This is a genomic window from Cupriavidus sp. F041, from assembly GCF_057814235.1.
In genome coordinates, this window is record NZ_JBVASY010000001.1 from 3,107,460 (window position 1) to 3,126,815 (window position 19,356).

The following is a 19,356-nucleotide window of genomic DNA, read 5'->3' on the forward strand; positions in this document are numbered from 1 at the left end:
GCGGCGACCTACTTTTTTGTCTTGCCAAAAAAGTAGGCAAAAAAGGCGCGCCGGATGGGGCGACCCCCCTCCTCGTCGGCAAGCAAAAAGAGCGGCCGGGACCCAAACTCGCATCGCCTTAAGGCGATACTCAAACATGGGTCCCTCTTTTCCGCTCTTTTTGCCTGCCGACGAGGCGCCCCATACGGCCTGGTACACCTTGACGGCTCGCATCGCATCGCGCTGGGGTGTGGCCCGCCCCCTGGGGCGCTCCACACGGCTACACCGACTTTTGGCCGGGCGATATCGCCTTTTCTTCGCGTTGGTTGGCTCCCCTCTCCCGCTGCGGGAGAGCAGCCGGCGGAGAGGGCGGGGCGCTAGCCATGCCGTGGTGCGGTCCAACGCCATCCGGCTTCACTTCCTAGCTGACGATCCCCAGGTGCCAGGGCACGAACTCGTTGTCTCCCAGCCCCAGTGCTTCGCTCTTGGTCGGATGGCCCGAAGCCGCCTCCAGGATGTGTTCGAAGATCCGCTGCCCCATCTGCTCTACGCTGAGTTCGCCGTCCAGCACCAGCCCGCAGTTGATGTCCATATCGCCTTCCAGCCGCGTGTACATCGGCGTATTGCTCGCTAGCTTGATGGTGGGCGCGGGCTTGGAGCCGAACATGGAGCCGCGGCCGGTGGTGAAGCAGATTAGGTTGGCGCCGCTGGCAATCTGGCCGGTGGCGGCTACCGGATCATAGCCGGGGGAGTCCATGAAGACGAAGCCTGCCTGGTCGATTGGCTCGGCGTATTCGTAGACGGCCTGCAGCGGTGTGGTGCCGCCTTTCATGGCGGAGCCCAGCGATTTCTCGAAGATGTTGGCCAGGCCGCCTTGCTGGTTGCCGTGGCCGACCACGCCGTTGAACTGGGCGTTCTGGCCGGCGGTGTAGCGTTCCCACCAGGCCAGGCGGTCCAGCAGTTTCTGGCCGACTTCGGGTGTCACGGCGCGGCGCGTGAGCATGTATTCGACGCCATGGATCTCCGGGGTTTCCGACAGGATGGCGGTGCCGCCGTGGCGTACCAGGATATCCATCGCCGCGCCCAGCGCCGGGTTGGCGCTGATGCCGGAGAAGCCGTCCGAGCCGCCGCATTCCAGGCCGATCTTCAGGTGGCTGGCGCTCACCGGCTGGCGCACCGCGGCGTTGGCGCCGGGCAGCATCTCTTCGATGGCGCGGATGCCGGCCTGGATGGTGGCCGCCGTGCCGCCGGTGTCCTGCATGACCATGGTGCGTACGTGGCTGCCGGGCATCAGGCCTTGCGATTCCACCAGCCCCGCTACCTGGTTGCGCTCGCAGCCCAGGCCGACGATCAGTACGCCGGCCAGGTTGGGATGGCGGGCGTAGCCGGCCAGCGTGCGGCGCAGCACGTCGAAGTGCTCGCTGGGCGAGGACATGCCGCACCCGCTGGTCTGGGCGAAGGCGACCACGCCATCCACATTGGGATAGGCCGCCATGCGCTCGGGCGTGAAGTGGTCGGCGATATGCCGGATCACCGTGGCCGAGCAGTTCACCGACGAGAGGATGCCGATGAAGTTGCGCGTGCCGACTCGGCCATCGGGCCGCACGAAGCCCATGAAGGTGGCGCGCTCGGCCTCGGGCACATAGTCCACCGGCCGTACGTCCTCGCAAAAGCCGGGGTCGCGGTAGAAATCCACCAGCGCGAGGTTATGCGAGTGGACGTGGTCGCCGGCCTCGATATCGCGCTCGGCCACGCCGATCACGGTGTCGAACTTGCGTACCTGCGTGCCCCTGGCAATGGCGCAGGCGGCGATCTTGTGCCCGGCGGGCACTTGCGCGCGCACGCGCAGGCCCAGTTCGGGGAGGTTCTGGCCGAGGCTGAGGGCGTCCCGCGCGATCAGGACGTTGTCGTTGGCGTGCAGGCGGATGAGGGCGGCGGCGTTCACGGGGCGGTCAACCTTGTTGCAGCAGCTCTTTGAGCTTGAGGCGCTGGATCAGTTGGGTTTCCTGGTCGTACACGGTGCTGATGTAGCGCTTGTATTCCGGACCGTCCAGGTACATGACAGGCGCGTCGATGCGGGCCGCGACCTGCTGGAACTCCTTGCTGGCCACGGCTAGCCGGAAGGCGTCGCGCAGCTTCTTTTCCACGGCGGGGTCCAGGCCGACCGGCGCGCCGATGCCGTTGGGGGCTTCCACCACCACCTTGTAGCCCAGTTCCTTGAGCGTGGGCGTGTCCTTGAAGCGCGGCGTGCGCTGGTCGCCCCAGGTTGCCAGCAGACGCAGCTTGCCGGCTTCCACGTGGGGCGCCCACGAGCTGGAATCGGCCAGCAGGTCGACCTGTCCGGCTAGCACGTCCTGCAGCGCCTGCGCGCCGCCCTTGTAGGCGATGGCATTGAAGCGGATGCCGGCAGCCTGCGCGAATTCCTCCATGCCCACGTGGGTGGCGCCGCCGATGCCGGCATGCGCGTAGGTAAGCTTGCCGGGGTGCGCCTTGGCTTCCGCCACCACATCCTTGAGCGACTTGAAGCGCGAGTTCGCCGGCACCGCGATGCCGAAGGTCTGGCCGGAAGTGCGGGCGAGGTAGGTGAGCTCGGTACGGGGATCGAGTTGCAGCATGCCGAGTTGCGAGAAGCGCGTCACCGAGATCGGGATCTGGCCGATGGTGTAGCCGTCCGGCTTGGCGCGGGCCAGCGCCTTGGTGCCGATCATGCCCGAGGCGCCGGCGCGGTTTTCCACCACGATCGATTGCTTGAGTACGCCCGACGCCACCTGGCACAGCGCGCGCATCGACTGGTCGGCGGTGCCGCCGACGGGCCACGGGCAGATAAAGGTGATGGGACGTTCCGGATACTCGCCAGCCCGTGCGAAGCCCGGCAGCAGCAGGCCTGCAGTACCGGTCGCGGCGGCCGCGGCACCGCCGATGAGCAGGCGGCGTCGCCCGGGATTGATGCCGTGGGGTGCGGTCATATGTCGTCCTCTCAGGATGTCATTATTGGAGTCATGGGCCGGTGCCAATGTTCACCGGTCAGGCTGGATTGTGGCAAAGCGCTTCATAACAATCCAATCAATAATCGGAATGGCTTCATAACCTTATAGTTAAGTAGAATTTGGGTAGAATCCCGCCATGTCCCAGATCGACCGCGCGCTGCGCTCCAATATCAAGCTACGCCACCTGCAACTGGTGGTGGCGCTGGACGAGTTCCGCCATCTCGGCCACACCGCCGACTTCCTCTCCGTGAGCCAGCCGGCCGTCTCCAAGATGCTCACCGAGGTGGAGAAGACGCTCGGCCTGACACTCTTCACGCGCTCCACGCGCGGCACGGAGCCGACGCCGGCGGGCGCCTCTCTGGTGCGCTTTGCCCGCTCGGTGCTGGCGCAATACGAGCGCACCCGCGACGAGATCGCCGCGGAGGCCAGCGGTGCGGCGGGGCGCACGCGGGTGGGGGCGATGGGCGCGGCCTTGCCGGTGCTGCTGGCGCAGGCTGTCAGCCTGCTCAAGCAGCGTTCCGCGCAAGCCACCGTGCTGGTTGAGGAGGGGGATTTGCCGCACCTGCTGCCCAAGCTGCGGATCAGCGAGCTGGACCTGATCATCGGGCGGCTGGAGCCCGGTTATGCCGCGCCGGACCTGGTCACCGAGCCGCTGTACAACGAGCCGATGGTGGCGGTGGTGCGCAGCGGCCACCCGCTGGCGCACAAGCGCGCGTCAGCCTGGGCAGACCTGGCCGGCATGCCTTGCGTGATGCCGCCGCCATGGGCGTCGCTGCGGGTCAAGCTGGAACAGGAGTTCTATCGCCACGGGCTGCAGCCGCCCACGGACCTGATCGAATCCTCCTCCTATATGGCGATCTCGACCTTCGTCACCCAGCGCGACGCGGTGGGCTTCCTGGCCCGGTCGGTAGGACTGCAGTTCGAGCGGGAGGGGCGTTTCCACATCCTGCCCATGGACGTGCCGCTGGAACTGCCGCCCGTTGGCCTGATCACGCTGCGCGAAGGGCGGCTCACGCCCAGCAGCCTGCAACTGGTGGAGTGCCTGCGCGCGGCTGCCGGGCAACTTGCCGGACAGCAGAAGCCGGCGGCCAAGAGGGCGCGCGCGCCACGGCGGGCGGGCTAGGCCGCCCGCGTCGGGACAAGTCAGCGAGGGCTGGCCAGCAGGTGTTTCGCCAGTGCGTGAAAGGCCGGAATCGTGGTCGGGTCGTTGGCGGCATTGCCGGCCACGGGGTTCGAGGCGTAGCGCACGATCACCATCTCAGCCTTCGGGTCGATATAGATGCGCTGGCCGTGGACGCCCCGGGCCATGTAGGCGCCATGCTCGTTATGGGTGACCCACCACATGTCGCGATAGCTGCCGCCCTTGAGCAGGGGATAGTCCGCCCTGGCAAAGGCAGCCTTGTCGCCGCCGCGGCGGATGTCGTCGACCACGGCCTTGGGCAGGATCTGCTGCCCGTTGAACCTGCCGCCGTTGCGCAGCATCTCGCCAAAGCGCGCCAGGTCGCGCAGGCCGGTGTTCAGGCCGCCGCCGGCAAAGGGCGTGCCGATCGAATCCACTGTGAAATACCCGTCCTGCTCGGCCCCCAGCCGGCGCCAGATGCGCTCCGACAGCAGCCCGGCCACCGAGCGTCCGGTTACGCGTGCGATCACCCAGCCCAGTGCGTCGGTGTTGACGGTCTTGTAGCCGAAGGCCGCGCCATGCTGGCCCTGCGGCTGGATCGCCTGGATGGACTCGTAATAGTTGCGCGGGCCGGTGTAGTCCCTGGGCTTGGGCAGCGGGCTGCCCGCCTGCGCGTGCAGCCAGACCTCGGCGTCCGGGTCGGCGTAATCCTCGCTGTACTTGAGGCCCGTGGTCATGTCCAGCACCTGGCGCACGGTGGCATTGCCAAAGGCGGACGAGGCGAGCTCGGGCACATAGTCCACCATGCGTTTGTCCGCATCGAGGCGGCCTTCGGCGACCAGCATGGCGCCGAGCGTACCAACGACCGACTTGGTGACCGACATCGCGGCGTGCTGGCCGTCGTCCTTCAGTGCGCCGAAGTAGCGCTCGTACACGATGCGCCCGCGATGCAGCACCACGATGCCATCGGTGTAGTTGGCCGCGAGCGAGGCTTCCCAGGTCATGGGCTGGGTGGCGCCGATCGGCATGAACCGCAGCGCGTCGATATCGGTGCGCAATGCGCGCGGCAGCGGCACCGGTGCGCCCAGTCCGCGCGAGACATTGACGGTGGGCATCAGCTCCCGGAAGTGCGACACGCTCCAGCGCAGGGCGGGGAAGCGCCAGTAGCTGCCATCGTCGAAGCGCACGGTGCGGTCGGGTGGCGGCGGCGATCCCGCCATCCAGCCAAGGCCGGCGGGATCGCTTGCCGCGGCATCCGGCGCGGGCGCGTCGGCGGCCCGTGCCATGGATAGCAGCCCGGCACCGCAAAGGGCCAGCGCGGCCACGCCGCAGCGGCGAATGCCGTTACGCATCGTCAAGGTCATTTCCGAATCTCGAATTCATGTGGAAGGGCGCCCGCGCAATATAAACCATTCGAATGGCGGCACACGGAGCATTGCCGTCTGCCGACAAACGCTGCGCGGCTCAGCGCGGGGCCGCCGTTTCCGCCTGCGCTGCCTGCCGTGCTGGATGAACTGTCTTTGGAAATGCGTTTTTATTCGTTCTCAATCTTCCCGCGCCATTTCATAGTTGTGGCGTGATGGCTATAGGCGGTTGCCGTCAACCACAAACCGTGCATCGGGGAAGGCCTGGCCGCATCGATCCCGGCGCGGATAACAGGCCGCAAGGAGAGCGTTTCATGACAGTTGCATTGGAAGACAAGATCAAGCATCCCGTGCTGGAAGCCGCACGCGGCGTGGCACGTTCCTCCGGCCTGCCGTATGCCGGCCGCGTGACGCCGCAGCAAGCGTGGGCGCTGTTCAGCGCCGGCGACGCCGTGCTGGTCGATGTCCGCACCGCCGAGGAACGCAAGTTCGTCGGCTACGTGCCGGACACCCAGCACGTGCCCTGGGCCACCGGCACCAGCCTCACGCGCAACCCACGCTTCGTGCGCGAACTGGAAGCCAAGACCGGCAAAGACACCGTCGTGCTGCTGCTGTGCCGCAGCGGCAACCGCTCCGCGCTCGCCGCGGAAGCCGCCACCAAAGCCGGGCAGGCCCACGTGTTCAACGTGCTCGAAGGCTTCGAAGGCGAAATCGACGAACGGCAACGGCGCGGCAAGAGCGGCGGCTGGCGCTTTCATGAATTGCCGTGGGTTCAGGATTAAGGGTGGCGGGCAGGATGGGCCAAAGCCGGTTGGAATGACTACGGTTTTCAGGAACCACTGGAAACGGTGCAGCGCGGCGACATGGCGAACGCCCGCCCTCTCCCCCGTCCCCTCTCCCGCAAGCGGGAGAGGGGAGCAAACCGAGAGTCGATTCAAACCTCGCAGGGTGTAGCCGTGTGGAGCGCCCGCAAGGGCGGGCCACACCCCAACGCGATGCGAAGCGAGCCGTCGAGGTGTACCAGGCCGTATGGGGCGCTTCGGGGTGTCGCCCCATACGGCGCGCCTTCTTTGCCTATTTTCTTGGCAAGACAAGAAAGTAGGTCGCCCCCCGCAGGGGGGTGAAACCGCCTTTGACTTTAAGGTTTCAGGCCTTTGACCACAAAAAAAACGGGGAGTACCAGAATGGCTGACTTCGAAATCGGCGAGATCGTACTCGCCCTGCAGCAAGTACGCCAACAATGGCGCGAAGGCCAACAACGCCTGTTGGAACCAGGCGGCCGGGACCTACCCTCCCGCGACGCCCTGTCACAAATCATCGCCACGCTAAAAGGTGTCCTGTTCCCCATGCGCCTGGGCCCCCCCGACCTCCGCCAGGAAAGCGAAAATCTCTACATCGCCCACTCCCTGGACGCGGCCCTGCACGGCCTGCTGGCCCAGACACGCCTGGAACTGCATTACGCGGCGCGCCATGGCGACCGCGACGAAGCCGCGCTGCGCGCGCGAGCGCTGACTGCAATACGTGAATTCGCCGGAGAACTCCCCCGCATCCGCAGCCTCCTCGACAGCGACGTTCTGGCCGCCTTCCACGGCGACCCCGCCGCCGGCAGCGTCGACGAAGTCCTGCTCTGCTACCCCGGCATCCTCGCGATGATCCACCACCGCATCGCCCATGCCCTCTACGGCCTTGGCCTGCCGCTGCTCGCGCGCATCGTCGCCGAACTGGCGCATGCCGAGACCGGTATCGACATCCATCCCGGCGCCCGGATCGGCGGCGGCTTCTTTATCGATCACGGCACCGGCGTGGTGATTGGCGAGACCACCATCATCGGTGAGCGAGTCCGCTTGTACCAGGCCGTCACGCTGGGCGCCAAGCGATTCCCGCGCGACGCCACCGGCAAGCTGGAGAAGGGCCTGCTGCGCCATCCCATCGTCGAGGACGATGTGGTGATCTACGCCGGCGCCACCATCCTCGGCCGCGTCACGCTGGGCCGCGGCGCGGTGATCGGCGGCAACGTCTGGGTGACGCAGGACGTAGCCCCGGGCGCGCATGTCACACAGGCCGTGTCGCGCAACGAAACCGCCAGGGCGCCATCCGCAAGCGGCGCGCAGCGCGCTATCGAGGCGAGCCTGCCATGAACGATCTCGTAAGGACCCTGGGCGCCACGGTGCGGCAGTTGCGCGAGGCGCACGCGTGGTCGCAGGAAGAGCTTGCCGAGCATGCGGGCCTGAACCGCTCGTATATCGGCGAGATCGAGCGCGGCAGCGCGATCGCCTCGATCGTCACGGTGGAGAAGCTTGCCGCCGCGCTGGGCGTGCCGATCTCATGGCTGCTGAAGACGGGCGGCACGCACGCGGCGCCACGCGACGCGGAGATTGCCGGCACGCGGACGTAGCCAGTTCCGAGTGATGCGCGCAAATCCCCGCGCATTGCCGTCTATAGCATGTTGAACGGGGCGGGCCGCCTCCCGATAATCGCTGCGGTAATAACGATTCTTGTTTTTCTCATATGGCAATCCGCCAGCAATAGGCTGGCAATCTGCTAACAGTCCAACGGAGTAGCACATGTCGGTAAACGGGAGCGTCCAGACGGCGCTCGGCGATAACGCAGCACGGCAACTAGCCAATGCCACCAAGACCATTCCCCAGCTCGCGACCATCACGCCGCGCTGGCTGACGCATTTCCTGCAATGGGTACCGGTGGAAGCCGGCATCTACCGCCTGAACAAGGTGCAGGACCCGGAGTCGGTCAAGGTGGCCTGCACCCAGCGCGACGATGAAGGCAAGCTGCCCCGCACCTTCGTCAACTACGAAGAGCAGCCGCGCGAGTATTTCCTGAACGCGGTGAGCACCGTGCTCGACGTGCACACCCGCGTGTCGGACCTGTACAGCAGCCCGCACGACCAGATCAAGGAACAGCTCCGCCTCACCATCGAGACCATCAAGGAGCACCAGGAAGGCGAGCTGATCAACAACCCTGACTACGGCCTGCTGGCCAACCTGGCCGACGAGCAGCGCATCTTCCCGCTGACCGGCGCGCCCACCCCGGACGACATGGACGAACTGCTGAGCAAGGTATGGAAGGAACCAGCTTTCTTCCTGACCCACCCGCTGGCGATTGCCGCCTTCGGCCGCGAATGCACGCGCCGTGGCGTGCCGCCGCCCACGGTGAGCCTGTTCGGTTCCCAGTTCATCACCTGGCGCGGTATTCCGCTGATCCCGTCGGACAAGGTGCCGGTGGCCGACGGCAAGAGCAAGATCCTGCTGCTGCGCGTGGGCGACAAGCGCCAGGGCGTGGTCGGCCTGTTCCAGCCGGGCGTGGCGGGCGAGCAGGGCCCGGGCCTGTCGGTGCGCTTCATGGGCATCAACGACCAGGCTATCGCTTCGTACCTGATCTCGCTGTACTGCTCGCTGGCCGTGCACGCGCCGGATGCGCTGGCGGTTCTCGATGACGTGGAGATCGGCAAGTACCATGACTATCCTGACACCTACAAGTAATCCGGTGAATCCGTCCGCCAGTTCGCCGGCAGCGCTGCCGGGCGCGCCCGCGGTGCCGCCCGGCCTGCCCGATCCGGCGGTGCTGGCGCGCCTGGCCGGGGCATTCTTCTCGGCGCTGCCGGGCACGTCGCCGGCCGCCGCGCAGTCGCTGCCGGTGGTGAACAACCCGGCCCCGCCGGGTTCGCCCGTGGCGGGGCCTGGCGGCACGGGCACCGGCGTGCCGGGGGCGTCGATTCCGCAAGGCCATGTACCTGGCGCCAACCTGCTTCCACCGGCGCCCACGCATGTGCTATCGCTGCCCAGCCGGGCACCCGCGCTGCGGCCGGCCGCAGCGGCGCAGAACGGCCTGCCCGATACGGTAGCCACGGTGGCGCCCGCGCTGGAAAGCCGCTTCGGCGGCCAGGCGCTGGGCTTGCCGCACGCTGCTGCGCCGTCGCCGCAGTCCTCGGCTGCCCCTGCCTACTACTTCCTGGAGGGCGCTGGCCGTGACCTGCACGGCGGCCCGGCAGGGCTGCGCGACATCGCCACGTCCGGCGATCCGCTCTCGCTGCATCTGCCGCAGCAAGGGCCGGGCGCCTACGGCTATGGGCGCGAGCAGGAGGAGGCGCTGCCGTGGGCATCGTCTTCAGCGCGCGCGCCGTTCGACGTCAACGCGATTCGCCGCGATTTCCCGATCCTGCAAGAGCGCGTCAACGGCAGGCAGCTGGTCTGGTTCGACAATGCCGCCACCACCCACAAGCCGCAGTCGGTGATCGACCGGATCTCGTACTTCTACGCGCACGAGAACTCCAACATCCACCGCGCCGCCCATGCGCTGGCAGGGCGTGCCACGGATGCCTACGAGGCCGCGCGCAGCAAGGTGCAGCGCTTTATCGGCGCATCCTCGCCCGACGAGATCATCTTCGTGCGCGGCACCACCGAGGCCATCAACCTGATCGCCAAGACCTGGGGCGCGCAGAACGTGGGCGAGGGCGACGAGATCATCGTCTCGCACCTGGAGCATCACGCCAATATCGTGCCGTGGCAGCAGCTTGCCGCGCAGACCGGGGCGAAGCTGCGGGTGATCCCGGTGGACGATTCGGGCCAGGTGCTGCTGGATGAATACCGCCGGCTGCTCAACGACCGCACCAGGATCGTCTCGGTGACGCAGGTGTCGAACGCGCTCGGCACCGTCGTGCCGGTCAGGGAGATCGTCGACCTGGCCCACCGCGCCGGCGCCCGCGCGCTGGTCGATGGCGCGCAGTCGGTCTCGCATATGCGGGTGGACGTGCAGGCGATCGATGCCGACTTCTTCGTGTTCTCCGGCCACAAGGTGTTCGGGCCTACCGGGATCGGCGTGGTCTACGGCAAGCGCGAGGTGCTGGAGGACATGCCGCCCTGGCAGGGTGGCGGCAACATGATTGCCGACGTGACCTTCGAGCGCACCGTGTTCCAGCCGCCGCCCAACCGCTTCGAGGCCGGCACCGGCAATATCGCCGACGCGGTAGGGCTGGGCGCCGCGCTGGACTATGTGGAGCAGGTGGGCATGGAGAACATCGCCCGCTACGAGCACGACCTGCTGGAGTACGCCACCCACCTGCTGCAGCCCATCCCGGGCGTGCGGCTGGTGGGCACGGCGCGCGACAAGGCCAGCGTGCTGTCCTTCGTGCTCAAGGGCTACGAGACCGAGGAAGTGGGCAAGGCGCTCAACGAGGAAGGCATCGCCGTGCGCTCCGGGCATCACTGCGCCCAGCCCATCCTGCGGCGTTTTGGCGTGGAGGCCACGGTGCGGCCGTCGCTGGCCTTCTATAACACCACGGACGAGGTGGACCGGCTGATTTCAGTGGTCAGGCGGCTTTCCGGGCGCCGTTAGGGCGGTATTGGGGCTGTATTGGGGCGGAAAACGCGGGGCGTGGGGCTTAAAAACCCCCCTGAACATGCATGAATCGGGACGCGCCCTGCGTTTTCTTCTAAAATCCGCTATCTTCTCACCTTGATCGGCGCGTCTTCCTGCCTTCGGACCGGAGCCCGCCTTGTTGAACGCACCCGGCAAGCTACCGCCCAGCCACTGGCATCAGGCCCACCGACGCCGGCGCTATCCAGCGCTTACCGCGCTTTATTCATGAGCAATCTCAACCAGCAAGCCATCCTCTCCGTCCACCACTGGACCGACACGCTTTTCAGCTTCACCTGCACCCGCGACCCCGGCTTCCGTTTCGAAAACGGCCAGTTCGCCATGGTCGGCCTGGAAGTGAACGGTCGTCCGCTGCTGCGTGCCTACAGCATCGCCAGCGCCAACTACGAGGAAACGCTGGAATTCTTCAGCATCAAGGTGCCCGACGGCCCCCTGACGTCCCGCCTGCAGCACCTGAAGGAAGGCGACCAGATCTTCGTCGGCAAGAAGCCCACCGGCACGCTGCTGGTCGACAACCTGCTGCCCGGCAAGACCCTGTGGCTGCTGGCCACCGGCACCGGCCTGGCCCCGTTCCTGTCGATCATCCGCGACCCGGAAGTGTATGAGCGCTATGACAAGGTCGTGCTGACCCACACTTGCCGCTTCGTCGAGGAGCTGGCCTACCGCGAGTTGATCTCGGAGCACTTGCCGCAGCATGAGCACCTGGGCGAGCTGATCAGCGAAAAGCTGGTGTATTTCCCCACCGTGACCCGCGAAGAGTTCGACAACCAGGGCCGGATCACCGACCTGATCGCCAACGGCGAGCTGTTCGAGCGCCTGGGCGTGGAGCCGTTCTCGCTGGAGAACGACCGCATTATGCTGTGCGGCAGCCCCGATATGCTCAAGGACATCCGCACGATGCTGACCGAGCAGCACTTCACGGAAGGCAATATGAGCGAGCCGGGCCACTTTGTGCTTGAAAAGGCATTTGTGGGCTGATCGTCAGACCCTTATGGCGATGGCCGGGGCTGCCCGGCATCGCCTAAGCCTGCTGGCGAGACATCACCCAGAAGTAAAGACCCAAGGTGGTCGGGAAGATCCTCGCCAACTGCATCCACGCCAGTTCCATCCCCAGCGACAGGTATAGGCCGGCAGCACCGGCGGCCGTACCGGTTCGTCCGTGCCAAGCCTGGCGCGATCCCCTCCGCGGTTCGCCGTCCCAACAAGGTTCTCCGGAAAGGGCCTTGTCGTCGGGCGAGAATTACCAAATTCCTTCGCGCTGCGCGCAGCGCAGGCCCAGTTCAGCCAACGTCCCGACCTTGCGGTTGATCTCAAGGGTATCGCCGCCTGCTGTACGGGCTGCAGCGCCATGAAGGATCGCAGCCATGCGGAAGAAGTTGTAGGCGAGGTAGAAGTCCCAGTGCTTGATGGCCGGGATGCCGCGTGCCCGGCAATAGTCTTCGACGAACGCATGCTCGGGCGGTATGCCTAGCGACAAAATGTCCACGCCGGCCACGCCATGCCAGAGTTCCGGCGGCACGCGCCAGCACATGCAGTAATAGGACAGGTCGGCCAGTGGGTGCCCCAGCGTTGACGCTTCCCAGTCCAGCACCGCGGCCACGCGTGGTTCGGTCGGATGCAGGATCAGGTTGTCCATGCGGAAGTCGCCATGCACGAGACAGGTTTCATCACCGTCGGGTATGTTGGCCGGCAGCCATCCTATCAGGGACTCCATCGCCATGACCGGCTCCCGGGCCGATTCCCAATATTGCCGCGTCCAGCGATCGATCTGCCGGGCGAAGTAGTTGCCCGGCCGCCCGAACGAATCAAGTCCAGCGGCACGGTAGTCCACGGCATGCAGAGCCGCCAGCACGCGATTGATGTCGGCATAGACTTCCCGCCGCTCGACCTTCCCAAGGCCTGGCAACGCAGGATCGGTGAAGTTCCGGCCCTTCACGTACTCCATCAGGAAGAACGGCGAGCCTACCACCGAGGGATCTTCGCAGAACGCCAGCATGCCTGGCACTGGCACGCCGCTGTCCGCCAGCGCAGCCATCACGCGGAACTCGCGGTCTATAGCATGCGCCGGTGGCAGGCGTTTCCCGAGCGACTGCTTGCGCAGTACGAGCGATCCGGAAGCCGTCTCGATCACGAATGTCGGATTCGACTGGCCGCCTGAGAGAGGAGGGCGCACCCGCAGGCCGTCGGCGTCAAGGCCTCGGTTGCGGAGAAAGCCTGCAAGGCGTGCGGCCTCCGGCGTGTGGGTATCGTTTTGCATGCGTCGCGTGGATTCTTCCTGGCAAGTCCGTCGGGATCGCCCGGCGCCTGGTGGGACGATACGACGTGGCCATAGCCGCCGCCAGCACCGATCCGGTCATTATCTCCAGCCAGTCTGCCGCGTGCCTCGTTCAAAGGAATGATTTGCGGGCGGCGCCATCTCGAGCCCACTCTTTCTGGCAGCCGCGGGAAAACCCGGGCAGCGAGGCGCCCGAAGAATCATCCGTTCGAACGAGGCGACGCCCTGGCTCCCCCACAGATAATCGACTCGCAGGCTGTGTCCCTTGGCAGGGCGTCGATACCTGCGCCCAACGACAAGACAATAAGGAGACTACCGGATGACCACCGCGCCGCTTTCCTATTCGATGGAAATGCCCATGCTGCTTTCCACGCTGCTGCATGGCGCAGCACGCCACCACCGTAAGACGGAAATCGTATCGGTAATCGACGGCAGCACACATCGCCAGACCTACGGCGAATGCGAATTGCGCGCACGCAAGGTCGCGCAGATGCTGCTTGCGCAGGGCGCGCAGCCGGGCGACCGCATCGCCACGCTGGCGTGGAACGATCATCGCCATCTGGAGCTGTACTTCGGCATCAGTGGCATGGGAGCGATTTGCCACACGATCAACCCGCGGCTGTTCGCCGAGCAGGTAGTGCACATCGTCAACCATGCGCAAGATCGCTTCGTGGTGTTCTCGCCCGACTTCCTGCCGCTGCTCTCGTCAATTGCGCCGCAGTGTCCAGGCGTGGAGCAGTGGATCATGCTGGGCGAGCCGGGCGACGGGCTTGAACTGAACGGCATGGCCGTGGCCGGCTTCGAGGCCTTGTTGGCGCACCACGAAGGGATCTGCGACTGGCCTGAGCTGGATGAGCGCAGTGCCGCGTTCCTTTGCTACACGTCCGGTACGACCGGCCTGCCGAAGGGCGTGGTATACGGGCACCGTGCCACGGTCCTGCACGCTTATGCGTGCGCGCTGCCCGACGCGCACAATCTGTCGGCACGCGACGTGGTGATGCCAGTGGTGCCGATGTTCCATGCCAACGCCTGGGAAGCGCCTTTCTCGGCGACACTCACCGGCGCAAAGCTCGTGCTGCCGGGCGGCCGGCTTGACGGTGAATCGCTGCATCGCCTGATTGAGCAAGAGGGCGTGACGTTCTCAATCGGCGTGCCCACGGTGTGGTTCACACTACTGCGCCACATGCAGCAGCATGGCTTGCGTTTCCGCACATTGCGCCGGCTGCTGCTGGGCGGTGCGGCCACACCGCCAGCAATGATCGAAGGCTTTGCCGAGCTGGGCGTCGAGCTCTACCAGGGCTGGGGCATGACGGAAACTGCCGCGCTGACGACCTGCGCTCGCCCGCTGCACCACCAGGCGGGGCTGTCGGACGCCGAATTGCGCAAGACGATTTACCGCAGCGCCGGCCGTGCCGCAGCCGGCGCCGACATGCGCGTAGTCGATCCCGAAAGCCGGGAAATCGCCTGGGGAAGCGGCATTGCCGGCTCCTTGCAGGTGCGGGCACCGTGGGCCATCACCCGCTACTACGGGGCTGCCGATTCTGCGTTGCAGGACGGCTGGCTGCCCACCGGCGACATCGCCGAGATCGACGAAGACGGCTTCATGCGCCTCACGGACCGCAGCAAGGATGTCATCAAATCCGGCGGCGAGTGGATTTCCTCGGTGGAGATCGAGAACATCGCTGCCAGCATCCCCGGTGTGCACCTGGCAGCGTGCATCGCGGCCGCTCATCCGAAATGGGGCGAACGCCCGCTGCTGGTCGTGCAGCGCAAGCCTGGCAGCAGTGTGTCAGAGCAGGAAGTGCTGGCCGAACTGGAGGGCCGGCTCGTCAAATGGTCGCTTCCAGATGCGGTCGTATTCATTGACGAGATGCCGCTGACAGCAACGGGCAAGCTCTTCAAGTTGCAATTGCGCGAACGCTATGGCAGTTACCTGGCGGACAGGATGCGAGCAGCCTGAGCGCAACCTCCAGGCGAAGCAAAACCCAAAGGCGGCAGCAGAACCGTCAACACAAATGACAGGCCAAAGCGCCAATCCAAGGAGACTATCGCATGAAATCGCAGCAATCCCGGGCAGGAGCCCGCCCCCAGCTTTCACTGTCTGTCCTGTTGGCGCTGATGCTGGCTGGCGCGGCGCCCGGCCTGGCATCCGCCGCCGCGCAGCCTGCTGGCCTGTCGGATGGTGAAGTCCGCATCGGCGTGCTGACCGATCTGTCAGGCATTTACGCGGATGCAAGTGGCCGCGGCTCGGTGCTGGCCGCACAGATGGCGATCGACGACTTTACGGCGCAGGCCAAGCCCGCCTTCAACGTCAAGCTGCTTTCCGGCGACATGCAGCTCAAGCCGGACGTAGGGGCCAATATCGCACGCACATGGTTCGACCGCGAGGGCGTGGACATGATAGTGGACTTGCCGTCCTCAGCCGTGACACTGGCTGTGATGAACCTCGCAGCCGAGAAGAATCGCGTGGTCATCCCCACCGGGCCCGCCTCGCTGCGAATCACCAACGAAGACTGCATGCCCACTACGCTGCACTGGGCTTACGACGAGTACTCCCAAGGCCAAGGCACTGCGCGCGCCATTACCGACGCCGGTCACAAGACCTGGTATTTCATCGAGGCAGACTACGCCGGCGGCAAGGCACTGCGCAATGGGTTCGAGGAAGCGCTGAAGGCTGCCGGCGGCAAGGTCGTGGGTGGCGCGAAACACCCTCTCGGCGCAGCCGACTTCTCGTCGCAGATCGTGCAGGCCCAGGCCTCCAAGGCCGAGGTCATCGGCATGGCCAACGCGGCCGGCGACTCGGCAAACCTTGTCAAGCAGGCCGCGCAATTTGGCGTCACACCCAAGCAGATCATGGCCGCGTCGCTGATCCATATCACCGACATCCACGGGCTGGGCCTGAAATCGACCAAGGGCATGTACCTGACCGACGGCTTCTATTGGGATCGCAATGAGGAGACGCGCGCGTGGTCGCGCCGCTTCTTCGAAAAGCAGAAGAAAATGCCAACCATGGTTCAGGTCGGTACCTACTCGGCAGTGCTCCACTACCTGAAGGGTGTTGATACCGCGGGAACCGACGAGGCGAAGGCAACCGTGGCAGCCATGAAGGCGATGCCGGTGAACGATGTGTTCGCCAAGAACGGCCGCATCCGCGACGACGGCCGCATGGTCCACGACATGTACCTGTTCGAGGTCAAGAAGCCCGAGGACGCCAAGTACGCGTGGGACTACTACACCCTGCGCGCGACCATTCCGGCCGACAAGGCTTTCCGCCCGCTATCGCAGTCCAGCTGCAAGTACGTCAAGCCGCAAAAGACCTGATCCGCGAGCGTGCCGGCGTTGCTGCACAGCGCCGGCATCGTCAGGCGATCAGCCCCAGCTTGCGCGCGACGGCCACGGCGTGCGTGCGCGACGAAGCGCCGAGCTTGGCATTGATGCTGCGCAGGTGCGTCTTGACGGTCGTTTCCGAGACAAAAAGCCGGACCGCCATTTCCTTGTTTGCCATCCCGTCCGCCAGCAGGCGGAGCACCTTCAGTTCCTTTTTGGTCAGGCCATGGCCGTCCTGCACCGGATGGGCGTTCGCTATGGCTTGCACTACGCCCTCCGGCGCGGAGGCGGTACGCTCGGCAAACATGCCGGCGAGTTGCGCTACCAGACCGCGGGCCGCCGGCGACAGCTGTGGGCCGCCGTGCGGCCCGCCTGCGCCCACCGCGCCTATCATGCGAGCCACCGGCTCGCCCTCGTCGATGAACGTACTGACGAAGCCTTCGCTGGCGCCAAATTCCAATGCCGGCGCCAGCTCCTGCAGCGCAAGCGCACTGTCGCCTGCGGCCTGCAATGCCGTCGCCAGCAGGATGCGCAGCTTCAGTGCCCGGCGACCTCGCTGTGCTGCCTGGGCCAGCGCCAGCGCATCGCGCAGCGCTTGCGCGGCGCCGGCGGGGTTGCCAAACGCGATCTCCAGCCTGCAACGCGCCAGTTCCACGGTCTCGACGTCGTTGGCATGCGGCACAAACTCCGGGCCGAACGACCAGGCGCGCAGCGCCTGCGCCGCTGCCAGTTCCAGTTCCGCGCCATCGCGGTCGCCGCGCTGCACCGCGATGCGCGAACGCTCCAGCCGCGCGTTGGCGACCATGCGCAACAGCCCGGTCCGGTAGCCCATCTGCTCGCAGTCGTGGAGCCACAGCATCGCGTCGTCCTCGCGGCCGTCAGCCAGCGCCCCCCGGCATAACAGCACAAACGTGACGATCAGCGGATCGACATAGGCCGCCTCGCGGATCAGCGGCAGGTAGGCGCTCAGCAAGCGCTGCGCCTGATCGCTGCGTCCCGATTCATAGAGGGCTTCGGCCAGGAAGGCCCCGGCGATCTCCTGCCCGTCCACGCGCTGTTCGCCCCGGCTGGCGTCGGGTTCGTGCGCGCCGCGGTAGCGTGTCAGCGCCTGCCGCAACCGGCCCTGGACCAGGTCGATCGATCCGTCCAGGCAATGCGCCACGCGCATGTTCGCCCCGCCGCCGATGCCGGCGTGGACCTGCCGGCTGCTGTCCAGCATCCGGCGCGCCTGGTCGAAGTGCCCCAGGTAGATATGGCAGGACGCCAACGAATTGAGTTGCACGCCATAGGGAAACACGTGGCTTGGGGAGAGCTTGCGCAAGCAGTCCTGCCATGCAGCGTAGGCCTGGTCGAGCTTGTCGCCCAGCGCCAGGATAAATGCATGCAGCGCAAGCATGCGCGCGGCAATCTCGGCATCGCGCTCGCCCGCATCGTGCATGTCTTCGAGCATGCGCAACGCCTTGTCGCCGCGATGCAGGAACGTCAGCGCCCAGGCCTGCACCAGCCTGAGCCGTGGACGGTTCGACAGGCTGTCGGGCGGCAGGCATTCAAACCAGCGCGCCAGCAGGCGCACTCGCCCCTGCCACAGCAACGGGTCCGCGTGCTGCTGCAGCAAGTCCAGCGCAGCGCAGAAGTCTTCTGCCTTGAGCGCGTGCTCGATGGCGGGCACCGGCCGGCCTTGGCCGATAAACCATTCACTCGCCAGGCGGTGCAGCCCGGCGATCTCCACGCTGCCGTGCAGTTGCGCCAACCGTGCCTTGAGAAAGTCGGAGAACAGGCTGTGATAGCGATACCACTGGCCGGCCGCATCCAGGCTGGTAAGGAACAGATTCTCGTGCGCGAGGCGTTCCAGCATCGCGGTGCCGTCGCTGCGCCTTGTCACCGCATTGCAGAGGTCGGCGCTGAACGGACCCAGCAGCGATGTCTTCAGCAGGAAATCCTGCACTTCCGGCGACTGGCGCGAGAGCACGTCTTCGGCCAGGTAGTCGGCCACGGCTGCATCGGAGCCGGAGAATGTACCGATGAACGCCGAAACATCCTCGCAGCGCTGCATGGCCAGCACCGCTAGCCAGATCGCCACGACCCAGCCCTCCGTGCGCAGGTGCAGCTTGCGCAGGTCTGCCATGGAAACGCTCTGCCCGATGCGCTCGCGCAGGTAGGCGCCCGTCTCTTCGAGGGTGAAGCGCAATGCGTCGGTCGTGATCTCCAGCAGCCGGCCGTGGGCCCGCAGCCTGCCGAGCCCCAGTTCCGGTGTGCCGCGCGAGCCGACCACGAACTTCCCGTGCGCTGGCATCTGTCCGATCAACTGGCGCAGGAATTCCAGCGCGGCTGGGTTGTGCAACGTCTCGAAGTCATCGAGGAATATGGCGAATGGCATCGGGAAGCGCGTCAACCGGTCGACCAGCGTATCCGTCGGCAAACCGTCTTGCCCGGCTGCGCTCACGTCTTCGTCCCCCTCGCACAGGGCATCCACCGCCACGTTAAGGGATGCCAGGAAGATGGAGAAGTCGTTGTCCGCGGCCCCCAGCTGGCACCACGCCGTGCGCATGCCGGCGGCCACACAGGCCGCATGGATATCGAGCATAGTGCTCGTCTTGCCAAAGCCGGCCGGCGCCTGCACCGAGACGAGCCGCACATCGCTGGCCTGTATGACGGGCGCCGCCAGGCGGTCCCGGGTCAGGTGCGTGCGCAGTCGCTGGGGAACAAGGAACTTGGCGGGCGGGGTACGCATGGCAATCCGGATGGACTTCGCTACTGGTGGGACAAGCGTGGATTCTATCCGCTCATGGCGCTATCCTGTGCCAGTCATGGCGTGCTCTGCCGGTATCGACGCCACAATGCGGGAAAATCGTCCCTTTGGATGAAGTATCGCCCGTGCGCAGGCGCTAACCTTGGCGGCACCCCGGCTTGGCC

At 66.0% G+C, this 19,356-nt stretch carries 14 protein-coding genes; 9 read left to right on the forward strand and 5 right to left on the reverse strand.

Going from position 1 to position 19,356, the window contains the following annotated elements; all coding sequences use genetic code 11:
- Positions 1-400: 400 nt before the first annotated feature.
- Both ACZY0R_RS14270 and ACZY0R_RS14275 read right to left on the reverse strand, forming a co-directional pair.
- Positions 401-1,924 carry a UxaA family hydrolase gene (locus tag ACZY0R_RS14270; protein ID WP_488859005.1) on the reverse strand — a complete coding sequence of 508 codons (1,524 nt, stop codon included), beginning with the start codon at positions 1,922-1,924 and terminating at the stop codon, positions 401-403.
- Positions 1,925-1,931: 7 nt separating this feature from the next.
- Positions 1,932-2,945, reverse strand: a complete 1,014-nt coding sequence (locus tag ACZY0R_RS14275) for a tripartite tricarboxylate transporter substrate binding protein (protein WP_045242779.1) — start codon at positions 2,943-2,945, stop codon at positions 1,932-1,934.
- A 157-nt stretch (positions 2,946-3,102) separates the two neighbouring features.
- On the opposite strand from ACZY0R_RS14275, the gene ACZY0R_RS14280 reads away from it, so the two are divergent.
- On the forward strand, positions 3,103-4,089 hold the full coding sequence (locus ACZY0R_RS14280; protein ID WP_488859006.1) for a LysR substrate-binding domain-containing protein: 987 nt from the start codon (positions 3,103-3,105) through the stop codon (positions 4,087-4,089).
- A 20-nt stretch (positions 4,090-4,109) separates the two neighbouring features.
- Here the strand turns inward: ACZY0R_RS14280 and ACZY0R_RS14285 are convergent, their stop codons facing one another.
- Entirely contained in the window at positions 4,110-5,372 is a 1,263-nt protein-coding gene (locus tag ACZY0R_RS14285; RefSeq protein WP_488859699.1) for a serine hydrolase domain-containing protein, read from the reverse strand.
- Between the two features lie 392 nt (positions 5,373-5,764).
- Between ACZY0R_RS14285 and ACZY0R_RS14290 the strand changes: the two genes are divergently transcribed.
- From ACZY0R_RS14290 to ACZY0R_RS14315, 6 genes are all read left to right on the forward strand, one after another.
- Positions 5,765-6,232 (forward strand): rhodanese-like domain-containing protein, encoded by a 468-nt coding sequence (locus ACZY0R_RS14290; protein WP_488859007.1) that lies wholly within the window; start codon positions 5,765-5,767, stop codon positions 6,230-6,232.
- Between the two features lie 402 nt (positions 6,233-6,634).
- Positions 6,635-7,588, forward strand: a complete 954-nt coding sequence (epsC, locus tag ACZY0R_RS14295; RefSeq protein WP_488859008.1) for a serine O-acetyltransferase EpsC — start codon at positions 6,635-6,637, stop codon at positions 7,586-7,588.
- Positions 7,585-7,845 (forward strand): helix-turn-helix domain-containing protein, encoded by a 261-nt coding sequence (locus ACZY0R_RS14300; protein ID WP_441630361.1) that lies wholly within the window; start codon positions 7,585-7,587, stop codon positions 7,843-7,845. Before epsC ends, ACZY0R_RS14300 begins: the two co-directional genes overlap by 4 nt.
- 169 nt (positions 7,846-8,014) lie before the next feature.
- Positions 8,015-8,947, forward strand: coding sequence for a family 2A encapsulin nanocompartment shell protein (locus ACZY0R_RS14305; RefSeq protein WP_488859009.1), 933 nt, complete (start codon positions 8,015-8,017; stop codon positions 8,945-8,947).
- A complete protein-coding gene (locus ACZY0R_RS14310) occupies positions 8,922-10,799 on the forward strand; it encodes a family 2A encapsulin nanocompartment cargo protein cysteine desulfurase (protein ID WP_488859010.1) in 1,878 nt (625 codons plus the stop codon). The genes ACZY0R_RS14305 and ACZY0R_RS14310 overlap by 26 nt, the downstream gene beginning before the upstream one ends.
- A 249-nt stretch (positions 10,800-11,048) precedes the next feature.
- Positions 11,049-11,819 (forward strand): ferredoxin--NADP reductase, encoded by a 771-nt coding sequence (locus ACZY0R_RS14315; RefSeq protein WP_488859011.1) that lies wholly within the window; start codon positions 11,049-11,051, stop codon positions 11,817-11,819.
- A 262-nt stretch (positions 11,820-12,081) separates the two neighbouring features.
- Here ACZY0R_RS14315 and ACZY0R_RS14320 read toward each other — a convergent pair whose 3' ends face one another.
- Positions 12,082-13,098, reverse strand: coding sequence for a phosphotransferase family protein (locus ACZY0R_RS14320; protein ID WP_488859012.1), 1,017 nt, complete (start codon positions 13,096-13,098; stop codon positions 12,082-12,084).
- A 337-nt stretch (positions 13,099-13,435) separates the two neighbouring features.
- On the opposite strand from ACZY0R_RS14320, the gene ACZY0R_RS14325 reads away from it, so the two are divergent.
- Positions 13,436-15,076: a long-chain-fatty-acid--CoA ligase gene (locus ACZY0R_RS14325; protein WP_488859013.1), complete on the forward strand. Its 1,641-nt coding sequence runs from the start codon at positions 13,436-13,438 to the stop codon at positions 15,074-15,076.
- Positions 15,077-15,168: 92 nt separating this feature from the next.
- Positions 15,169-16,437 (forward strand): ABC transporter substrate-binding protein, encoded by a 1,269-nt coding sequence (locus ACZY0R_RS14330; protein WP_488859014.1) that lies wholly within the window; start codon positions 15,169-15,171, stop codon positions 16,435-16,437.
- A gap of 40 nt (positions 16,438-16,477) precedes the next feature.
- On the opposite strand, the gene ACZY0R_RS14335 is transcribed toward ACZY0R_RS14330, so the two are convergent.
- Positions 16,478-19,174: a winged helix-turn-helix domain-containing protein gene (locus ACZY0R_RS14335; RefSeq protein WP_488859015.1), complete on the reverse strand. Its 2,697-nt coding sequence runs from the start codon at positions 19,172-19,174 to the stop codon at positions 16,478-16,480.
- Positions 19,175-19,356 lie beyond the last annotated feature (182 nt).